Annotated in this window: 8 protein-coding genes and 1 pseudogene; 1 reads left to right on the top strand and 8 read right to left on the bottom strand. The window is 51.6% G+C overall.

Translation table 11 applies throughout. The features are described from left to right. The 4 genes and pseudogenes from FJD38_RS23015 to FJD38_RS24630 form a co-directional block, all read right to left on the bottom strand. Positions 1-1297: Clp protease N-terminal domain-containing protein (locus FJD38_RS23015; RefSeq protein ID WP_048377741.1), on the bottom strand; the 1297-nt coding region annotated here is incomplete at its 3' end. Positions 1298-1391: 94 nt separating this feature from the next. Further along, on the bottom strand, positions 1392-1961 hold the full coding sequence (locus FJD38_RS23010; protein ID WP_094989995.1) for an Hsp20/alpha crystallin family protein: 570 nt from the start codon (positions 1959-1961) through the stop codon (positions 1392-1394). A gap of 206 nt (positions 1962-2167) precedes the next feature. After that, positions 2168-2278 (bottom strand): annotated as a pseudogene (locus FJD38_RS25205) (helix-turn-helix transcriptional regulator); the annotation flags it as partial. A 325-nt stretch (positions 2279-2603) separates the two neighbouring features. Beyond that, positions 2604-2777 carry a hypothetical protein gene (locus tag FJD38_RS24630; protein ID WP_162954805.1) on the bottom strand — a complete coding sequence of 58 codons (174 nt, stop codon included), beginning with the start codon at positions 2775-2777 and terminating at the stop codon, positions 2604-2606. A gap of 183 nt (positions 2778-2960) precedes the next feature. Here FJD38_RS24630 and FJD38_RS22995 point away from each other — a divergent pair, with 183 nt between their 5' ends. After that, entirely contained in the window at positions 2961-3146 is a 186-nt protein-coding gene (locus tag FJD38_RS22995) for a helix-turn-helix domain-containing protein (RefSeq protein ID WP_082149936.1), read from the top strand. A 126-nt stretch (positions 3147-3272) separates the two neighbouring features. On the opposite strand, the gene FJD38_RS22990 is transcribed toward FJD38_RS22995, so the two are convergent. Genes FJD38_RS22990 through FJD38_RS22975 form a run of 4 tightly spaced genes read right to left on the bottom strand, consistent with a single transcriptional unit; the run spans position 3273 to position 9136 of the window. After that, positions 3273-3701: a hypothetical protein gene (locus FJD38_RS22990; RefSeq protein ID WP_094987855.1), complete on the bottom strand. Its 429-nt coding sequence runs from the start codon at positions 3699-3701 to the stop codon at positions 3273-3275. 2 nt (positions 3702-3703) lie between these two features. Beyond that, complete coding sequence (locus FJD38_RS22985) at positions 3704-5749, bottom strand: hypothetical protein (RefSeq protein WP_048377364.1); 2046 nt, start codon at positions 5747-5749, stop codon at positions 3704-3706. Next, positions 5746-7674, bottom strand: a complete 1929-nt coding sequence (locus tag FJD38_RS22980) for a hypothetical protein (RefSeq protein ID WP_146387808.1) — start codon at positions 7672-7674, stop codon at positions 5746-5748. Before FJD38_RS22980 ends, FJD38_RS22985 begins: the two co-directional genes overlap by 4 nt. Next, entirely contained in the window at positions 7667-9136 is a 1470-nt protein-coding gene (locus tag FJD38_RS22975) for a site-specific integrase (RefSeq protein WP_048377365.1), read from the bottom strand. Before FJD38_RS22975 ends, FJD38_RS22980 begins: the two co-directional genes overlap by 8 nt. Positions 9137-9234: the final 98 nt, after the last annotated feature.

The raw sequence follows: 9234 nt of genomic DNA, 5'->3' as shown, positions 1-9234 counted from the left end.
CGTCCTTCTCGATGTACTTCTGATACTCGTTGAGCGTGGTGGCGCCGATCAGGTTCAGCTCGCCGCGCGCCATCATCGGCTTGAACACGTTGGCCACGTCCAGCCCGCCTTCGCCGCCACCCTGGCCTGCACCGACGATGGTGTGCACCTCGTCGATGAAGAGAATCAGCTCGCCCTGGTGCTCGGTCACTTCCTTGAGCACCTTCTGCACGCGCTCCTCGAACTCGCCGCGGTACTTGGCGCCTGCCACCATGGCGTTGATGTTGAGTTCGACCAGACGCTTGTCGCGCAGCGTCTCGGGCACTTCGCCGGCGACCATCCGCTGCGCCAGCCCTTCGACAATGGCGGTCTTGCCGACGCCGGGCTCACCGATCAACACCGGGTTGTTTTTCTTGCGCCGGGCCAGCACCTCGATAGTGGTCTCGATCTCCTGCGCACGGCCGATGACTGGATCGAGTTTGCCCTCGCGCGCCATCTTGGTGAGGTCGCGCGAGTATTTATCCAGCTCGGGCGTGTTGGTCGGCGTCTCGGCGCGGCCATCCTCGGCCCCTTTGCCGACCACCTTGCTTACCTGCTGGCGCAGCGCTTGCGGCGTGAGGCCGTAACGGCGCAGCAGGTTGGCCGCCAAACCTTCGCCTTCCTCGGCGAGCCCGATCAGGAAATGCTCCGGCCCGACATAAGAGTGGCCGAGTTCATTGGAGGCCACGAAAGCACGGCTGAGCGCGTCCTTGACCCGGGGCGACACGCCGATCTCGCCCTCGAACGGCTTGTCGCCGCGCTTGGCTTCGGATTCGATCTGGCGCTTGAGGTCATCGACCTTGATCTTGAACTGCCCCAGGATGGTCTTGACCACGTCGCTGTCGGATAGCGCCAGCAGCAGGTGTTCGGTATCGACTTCGGCGCGCCCGAACTCTGCAGCGTGGCGGGCGGCCTCCTGCAATAGGGCCTCGGACTGTTCGCTGATACGGCTGGCGAGCCCACTGCCGCGCCGGCGCGTTGTACCCGTAGCAGCCGGGGCAGGTTCGCCGAACGAGGCATCGACCACCTCGTCGGTATCGGCCGCCATGGACGGCGAATCGTCACCGATGCGGAAGAAGTCGCTGCCGAGGAAGTCTTCGAACAAACCGCTGCGCGAGCCAAACAGAGCCTCCAGCGGCGAGACGGTGCGCTTTTGCTGGCGCGCCAGTTGGCGATAGTGATCGTCACACAACAGCATGGTGCTGTGGCGACCATTGAGATTGGCTTCCACCCGCACCGTGGCGGACTGGCCGCAGACTTGGCATTGTTTTCTGGCCATGCTGATGCTCCTGTAAAGATTGATTTGACGAGGCGCCACCGATCACGGCGCCTCGACCTTCACCTGGTTTTTTCGGAGGACGAGCCGATCGGCGTCAGCCGTTGATCGGGATCGAGCGGCCCTGCTTGGGAGCACTGGCCTCGCGCTTTTCCATCGTGATCGTGAGTACGCCGTTCTTGAAAGCGGCCTTGATCGTGTCTTGGTTGGCATCGGTCGGCAGGTTCAGAGCGCGCTGAAAGCTGCCGTAGCAGCGCTCCACCCGGTGGAAACCGCCGTCTTTCGTTTCCTGCTCCTGACGCTTTTCACCGCGCACCATCAGCACGTCGTTGTCGAGCGTGATCTGGATGTCTTTTTCCTCGACGCCGGGTACTTCCAGGGCGATCTTGTACTGCTTGTCGGTCTCCTGGATGTCCAGCGCCGGCTTCAGCAGGCCCGGCCAGTCCGACGGCCAGCGTGGCATGGCCAGCGTCGGGAGACCGAAGCCTCGAAACGCGTCGTCGAACAGGCGGTCGATCTCGCGATGCAATTGCAGGATGGGACTGACGGGCCCACCCGCCACCGGCAGGTCATTGCGCTGCACCGGCAGCGAGGCAGTGCTCTGTTGTTCTTCCTGCTCCTTCTTGAACCAGTTCCAGGGAGCCAATTTCTTGAAATCAATGTCCATGTCACACCTCCAGAAGAAAAATTGAAGACTCTCGCTCGCTCCGTTTGCCTGCGGCGACGGACAGCGCGCCCAGACGACACGGAGTGTTCCGCTGACTTTGGCTGCTCATCTGTGCGTATCACCTCCTTCTTTCTGCCTGCTTGGACCTGATCATTGATCCATCGTTCGATTTCACTTTGACGAAACCGCCACGTCCCGCCGACCTTGAAGACCGGAATCTCCCCGTGCGAGGCGAGCCGGTAAAGCGTCCGCTTGCCGACTTTCAAGTAGGCAGCCAACTCGTCGAGTGTGAAGATCGCCTGCTGGCGCGCTGTCATACCACCCCCCAGCCGACGATTTCCCCGAGGCTGCTCAGGCCAACGTGCGGAATTGCCCAGTCGTCGCTGCGGATCGCGTTCCAGAGTCGGGCCGAAACACTTCCGTTGCCCCAGACAACGTAGTTCAACAGTATCCGTCCTGCCAACACACCTTCCCGACACCGCCGCCGAAGGCCATGGCCCATCAAGCGGATTTTCCATGCCCCCTCAGCGCCGTACCTACAGCAAATCTTTTAAGGCCCAGGTCATTCAGGAGTGTTCTGAACCCGGTGCCTCCATCGCAGCTTGACTGTCTTGAGCATCTGCTCGACTCCCTGAGAATTACTTAATCGTTGCTCGACTGACTGGAGGGGGTGGTGGGCTTGGGAATGGAAAGTTCCTGGCTCACCTGCTGCAGAAACCACTCGCGCATGGTCAACCCACGTGCCTTGAGTGCGGCGTAGATCTGCTGCTTTTGGGCAGGATCAACCTCGATCACAACGCGATTGCTAGTTTTCATAGGCTTGGGCACCTGGCTTGGGTCAGTAACGTGATGTGATGTTACGTCAGGCGAGCGGAACTCCAGCAGGGGCACTACGACGCCATTGCGCTCACGGCGTGAGACGGTGAACGCCCTTTCTGCTTCCTTTCCACCACATGGGAGCAGCTCAAGTCGCCTGGTTGATCGACACGCTCGGACTTCATACCGGGCGCCAACCATAACCCCTGCTTGTTGCCGCTGGCCTGCAATATCGACCGCAGCTATATGGGGCGCATCGAGCGTGGTGAAGTAAACATTACCGTCGAGAAGCTGTATCGCATCGCAAGCGTGCTTGCATGCGATCCATCCGGCCTACTGCCTCAGGTGTCAGAGCTGCAGCCCACCTGATCGACCCTGGCGCTCAAGAAGGCTTGAGATTGCCAATGCTATTAGCCCTGGTGTCATTATCCAGACTTCTAGCTAAAATTTAGCCCGACGCTGGTGATGCTGTCGGGGGGGGGAGGCGCAATTCTATCAATGATGCAGCCGAACCTGGCGCGACTTGTTCTGACGCTCCGCTAGCTCCAGCTCTCTCACACGCTCCCAAAGCTGGAGGTTCTGTGTAAGCACTCGATCACGCTGCGAACTGACCATCGCTAGCTCTTTTTCTAAAAGGTCAACTTTATCTTCCAAACGCTTAATATTTTTACCATTTGATGAGCCGGAGCCCTTGTTAGCCTCAGCACGACAAGCCTCGATCTTTGCGAGTATGGGAAAATGTGCTCTGCGAGACTTCTTCAGATAACCACGGTCAAATCCAGCCTCAAGGCTGACGATGCTCGCGGTAAGTTTGGATAGGTCTAGCCCTACATGCTCGGGTACAAAAGGCTTCCCATCGAGTAGGCGTTGCAACGCTTCCTCACAGGCACCAACTCCCTTTCTTAATCCTTCACTAGGCTTCATGACTAAAGCTCCACCGTGTCGATTTGGCGAGCCTTGAAAGCCATTAGGCGCTCAATATCACCCGTCACAATTTGATATTCGCCTGAATCTTCTGCGTAGTTTGACAATTCGTTTTTAGCATCCTCAATGGCCGCACTTAACTTGGCGGGCTTGATGATCGCACCCTCGCAGGACAAACATTCGGTATAGTCACCCAGCATGAAGGAATCACAGCGGCCCACCTTGGTGCAACCGCCGAGCAGCGTTGGCCGGTAGCTAATTTCACCATTTTTCACCCGAAGTTCTGTGTCGGAACGAATATCTTCAATCTTTATCTCGCCAGCTTTAACACGCTCTTTCTGCCTCTCCATGTACGAGCCAGTGCCGCCAAACAGCGGCTCTTCTTTGAACAGCATATCTGCAATCAACTGATTGGCCACCGACATCGGCATGGCCATTTGGAAATCAAAAGCAAAGTGATTATTTGGTAGCACAAAGTCTTTTTTCTTTTCGTCATAGTAGCCAAAAATGGTACGCAGGTTATCGAAGCCATTCGCATAATAGCGCGCCATCTGAATGGTCATATGCTTGAACTGCGCTCGTAGAGTCGGCAGCGAAAGAAAGCCACTACTGCTTCCATAAAACGCTAAAGAACGCCGGAATTGATGGCTAGTCAGCGGCCAGGGCTGGCCTACTGCAAAATCTGGTTCATTGTAAAAGTCACGAGAAGGGTCGCTCTGAGCCAACTCTTGCAAATCCTCGACTTGAATTTTCAAAGTACTAAGGATATTCAGCTGCTCCCTTCTCGAAGAATAAAAGTCTGAAACGGAAATATTATTAGCCTTCTTATATTTTAAAATTGACGGATTAAGGAAAAGCAGACAATCATCATTCGGTTCGAGTTTATAGAGCTTGGCGAGGCCACGACAAATAGCTTGGGCAACTTCAACAGCCTTGACGACTTCGCTTGAGGCGAACCATGCCTCATGCTTCCTATAACCTGTAAACTTCGTAGTAGTCGAGAGCACACAAACTGTTTGCGGCCGATCGCGTACAACATTATGGTCATCAATGACTGGCGCCATGACGACCTCTTCACGCAAACAGTTATACTTCATACGTAAAACTTCTTGGTCACGCATACCGGTATAGAGATGAATAACTGTTTTTACCACATACTGCATTTGTAGCAGAACACGTTGCAGGCTAGCTCTATGGGAGCAAATGAAATCATTGACAAAAACTTCGACCAAACCGTGCTCTCTGAGTGCTTGCTGCATATCGGATCGGTAGTTCGCTCTTCCGCCCAACCCACGAGACTTCTGAGTATTAATATTGATCCCATAATGCTCGTCAGAGAAGGACGAAACAAATGACTCGATAGAATCGACACCCTGGTAAATTTGATCAAGCAGATCGCCGACAATATTAATTAAATTTAAATATATTCGCGTCGGAATTATAGGGTGTTGATTGGACTTTGGTCTTTTTAGATCGAACCTATTAGGGTTTAGAACAACGTATCCAAGCCGCTCTTGCCCAACATGAACTAGCTGATTCAAAATCCCACATAAACTGCCAGTAACATTTCGTTCGCGAATGAATGCCGCCAGATACACAGGAACGGTAAATAGTTGGCGCAAGGACAGCACACCAACCATTGGCTTTTGCCCCTGCACGAAGCAGAATTGCATAGCGATGCGCAACACGCCAAAATAATTTGACAGTGTGGACGCGCTGAGCGTGCCGAGCCGCCCACCAGTACCAAAATAAATCAGGCAATACAACAAATGCTTAACTTCTTCGATCAGTGCCTCCTGCTCATTGCTTCTATCGTCGAAAATAGTATCAAAGCGTATTCTACGTATTTTCTTGGCACTAAGCCTGTACGGATTAAAGTCCCATACAGGCTCACCGTATACCGCCGTTGCATTGCCGTGCTCATCTCGGCAAAGAACGAAATCTAGCGCAGGCTTGCCATACATTTGCGCCGCATTATCTGGCTCACTAGTAGCAGGAAACTGACCACTGGAATATAAACTGCCTATCGACAGAACAACAGCGCTCAAAATACCACCCCAATTTTTTCATAACGACTCAAACGTGCCTCCCAAAACGCAGTTAACTCGCCGTACTCAAAAACTTTAGCTTTAACCTTTTCGGCTGTTTGCTTCACTGAACCGGAGCGCTCACTAAGTGCGTCGATGATAAACTCGATTCGGATAGACAACTCTTTAAAAAGAGTTTCAGCATGAGCAAAATCGGGAGCGACTGTGCGCACAGCATTAACCACGTACTGCAAACTCAGGAGTTTGTGTAGGTCTTCTTCATCGCTGTGACATACATAATGCTCGCAGTACAAGCAGCCGTATTGCGTACGGCAGTTCGGCTTCACAAGGGCTTCAGCACCGGCTATCGCTGCCGGCTGGTTGAAACCGTCGCAGTGGCCTGCCGCTGTTGCGATCATAATTTCTGCGGCCTTCTGACTGCGCTCACGAAGGACATAGGCGGCATGCCGCATGGACTCCCAGAACTGACCGAACTCGACTTGCTGCTGTTCAGGCGTCCCCACTGCATAAGTCGATAAATTAACCTCCTCACTGTGATTTAAGGATGCCGCTACCGTGGACGGCGACATGCGAGCAAAGTGCAACTCGTTGCTTTTGTGCTTGCGCATTTTACGCGGAGAAAGACTCGGCAAATTCGGGCCAAGAAAGACTCCACGGATAGACTTATAGAACTTTCCCATGGCATCCGAAACCGGAAGCTCGCCAAAACCTGTTACACCCCCACTATTTCTATTTTTAGACCAAGAGAAAAACAATCGATCATGTCGCTCGCCATTCAAAATCCACTCGCGGAGCTTGAGGTACTCCTTTAGCAGCGGAAGACCATTCTCCCGCCCAATATTATAAAAATTTGATTTTCCACCTGCGCGAAACTTGACTGCAGAAAGCTCTTTCTTGAGCGGAGATTTTATAACCTCTAGGGCGTCCTCATAATAAAACTGACCAAACTCGGTCGGCGAAGCACCTGTAATCAGCAAGAAAAGCCCAGCATAGGCTTTCGCAGCAAGGCCAGCCAACTCAAACCGATGCCAATTACGTGCATCTCCGTTTGCCACAACCAGATTCTGCTCAGCCTTAGCTAGAGTCCTATTTGCATCTCTTTTTGCAACGCCATGTCGACCAAGCCTGGCTGCAGCATCCATGTACTCCTCGAGAGTTGATATACGATGCTCTGCCGCATTGTAAACAGGCGGCCCTTCCTTAAACGGCCCAACTGTACCGCAGGTTGATGGATAAACAACAACCTCATAATCCCTAACATTGATCACACATGGATATTTTTTATTATTAATTACAAAATCGGCACATTGCCGAGCAATTGCCAAAAAAACATCCTTATACAACTCAACGTGATCAGCACTTGGTGCTGGCGAGCCTTTTCCAGGGTTTATTCTGATAGCGCCCGATAGAATTTTGTGGCTACTTTCAGGATATAGATTCTCAACTACAGAAATTGCGGAAATTTGATAATTATATGCAGTTACAGGCTTCATCTGCTGCATGTGTATGCAATGATTCAAATGCTTAGTAAAATCCCGATACGCCTGTTGAGCGTGAACCTCACTTGCAAAAATCTCTTTATAGCCGCTTTCGTTGAGCCAGTTGACTAGGTATTCAGTACGAATGAAATAATTCAAGACTGAATGATCACGTATACCGACCCAAGACTCCATCAGCCTCAAAATCATTTCGCGGCGTCCCTCAACAAACGATGAGGTAACAACAGGTACACCTCGACTATCACTGGCACGCTCATTCTTGCCTCGAATGAAATATGCAAGGCTGCCTATATCCAGCGACTTCTTCATTACCTTAGAGGATAATTGCAGGCGCAAAAATTCAGGCTCGGAAAATTCTTGCGACAACTCACCAGGTGTAATAATTCGCGTATTGGGACGATGCTCGAACCGCTGACAGCTATTCATCTTGAACTGTTACCTTTAACACTTCGTAGCTACCGTTAAACAACCTCTCTTCCCACACCTCTTGAGCAATTACTTTTTCGTGAGTCATCCTAAATAACTTCAGGTAATTCTCAGTCGTTTCCCTAGACTCGTGGTGCATACGTTTTTGAATAAAATCAATATCCTCTCCTGGTCTCAAAACGCCTTCTTGAACCAATGGCTGCAGGCGCTGGTAGAGTTGATAGGCGAAAGTCGCTCGCAGCCAGTGATATGAAAAATCTTTGGGAAATCGGCTAGATGCTGTACTTTGCAATTTCCGCTTTATTGTTTCCGTTACCTGCCCAGTCTGTGGCGACCTAACAATCGTGTAACGCGGATCGTTTGAAGCCATGTAATAACAATTGCCCTGATCAGAGAGAAACAAATACATATCGTCCTCTTCTATAAAAAGACCGGGGTGACTGACCTCTAATTGAGCACGGAATTTTTCCCGCCGCTTTCTCATAACTGGACTACGGGCAAGCGTGACCAGCTCTTCAGCAAGTTGCTTTGGAACATACAGAACTTGAGCTTTGTCAAATTTGGTATCAATTCCTGTGCGCGGACCGGCATGCAATTTATAGGCACCTTCAGGCACTAGTTTTTCTTCTGTAAATCCTTTCAAATGCCTCAAGCGTATGGTCAAAACGCTTTGCTTACGAGCTCCAGTCATAAGAGAAATGAGAAGAATCAACCGCTCAATGGTTGACCATTTATTTCCATTAATAGTCTCCAAAAGCGCGCCCAACTCAAGATTGGAAAGTGGTCGAAGATCCTCGCCATCTTCACGCACGAATCCCAATGGCACGGAGCTACTAGGCGGCGTGCGCCGCGTTTGGCTGCGCTTTTCAGCATCGATGATTTTCGCGCCTTTTGGGCTCTGCACGATAAACCGTACTTGCTTGATCGTATCAACACGCTTTATGTCGAGGTAATGCCAATGCTCGGAAACGTACTTATAAAAGTGATAAACAGCAGCGGTATATTGATTGATGACCTGATTACTGCGACGGCCTTCGTTAATCAGGTGATAAAAGTATTTGTAGGTCGGGCGAAGCGGAGGACGGGCACCGGAAAAGTCGAGCCAATCCAGATTGTTATCCTCACAGAACAGGAGGTAATCCAACAGTTTGCTGGCACGGCGCCTAACATCATCAGTGCGTCGACTTGCAGAGGCCCTATCACGCATGAGGCTCAGCAAGTAGTCGTTCGCTTCGTGCCAAGGGTTGCCATTAGCACTAAACAAAAATGGGAAATTGAACAGGTCACGGTCATTCCCTGAACCGACTTCATCGCATCTATAAAGCAGGTTGGATTCAGCCCCTTCAAGCGCTGACTCAATAGAGCCGCGTGGCATTTCACTGACATGCAGGATAGCGAAGGCATCCTGCAAATTTTGGATGAGAATCAGACGACCCTCGTGACGCGGATTGGTATAGGACATTCGCCCCCCTGATGAATCAGTCAATCCTATATGTTATGCGTTAGTTTACAATCGCTACTTGTCAACCTTGTTTTTGTTAAGCGATTCTACCCAGGGAT

The organism is Pseudomonas saxonica (assembly GCF_007858365.1).
Lineage (GTDB): Bacteria > Pseudomonadota > Gammaproteobacteria > Pseudomonadales > Pseudomonadaceae > Aquipseudomonas > Aquipseudomonas saxonica.
The sequence above is the reverse complement of the archived record's forward strand: the minus strand, read 5'-3'. Positions and strand labels throughout refer to the sequence as shown.

Excerpts from the sequence above, each read along its gene's own strand:
- FJD38_RS23010 (WP_094989995.1), bottom strand. The coding sequence starts at position 1,961 with ATGGACATTGATTTCAAGAAATTGGCTCCCTGGAACTGGTTCAAGAAG.
- FJD38_RS24630 (WP_162954805.1), bottom strand. The coding sequence starts at position 2,777 with ATGAAAACTAGCAATCGCGTTGTGATCGAGGTTGATCCTGCCCAAAAG.
- FJD38_RS22990 (WP_094987855.1), bottom strand. The coding sequence starts at position 3,701 with ATGAAGCCTAGTGAAGGATTAAGAAAGGGAGTTGGTGCCTGTGAGGAA.
- FJD38_RS22980 (WP_146387808.1), bottom strand. The coding sequence starts at position 7,674 with ATGAATAGCTGTCAGCGGTTCGAGCATCGTCCCAATACGCGAATTATT.
- FJD38_RS22975 (WP_048377365.1), bottom strand. The coding sequence starts at position 9,136 with ATGTCCTATACCAATCCGCGTCACGAGGGTCGTCTGATTCTCATCCAA.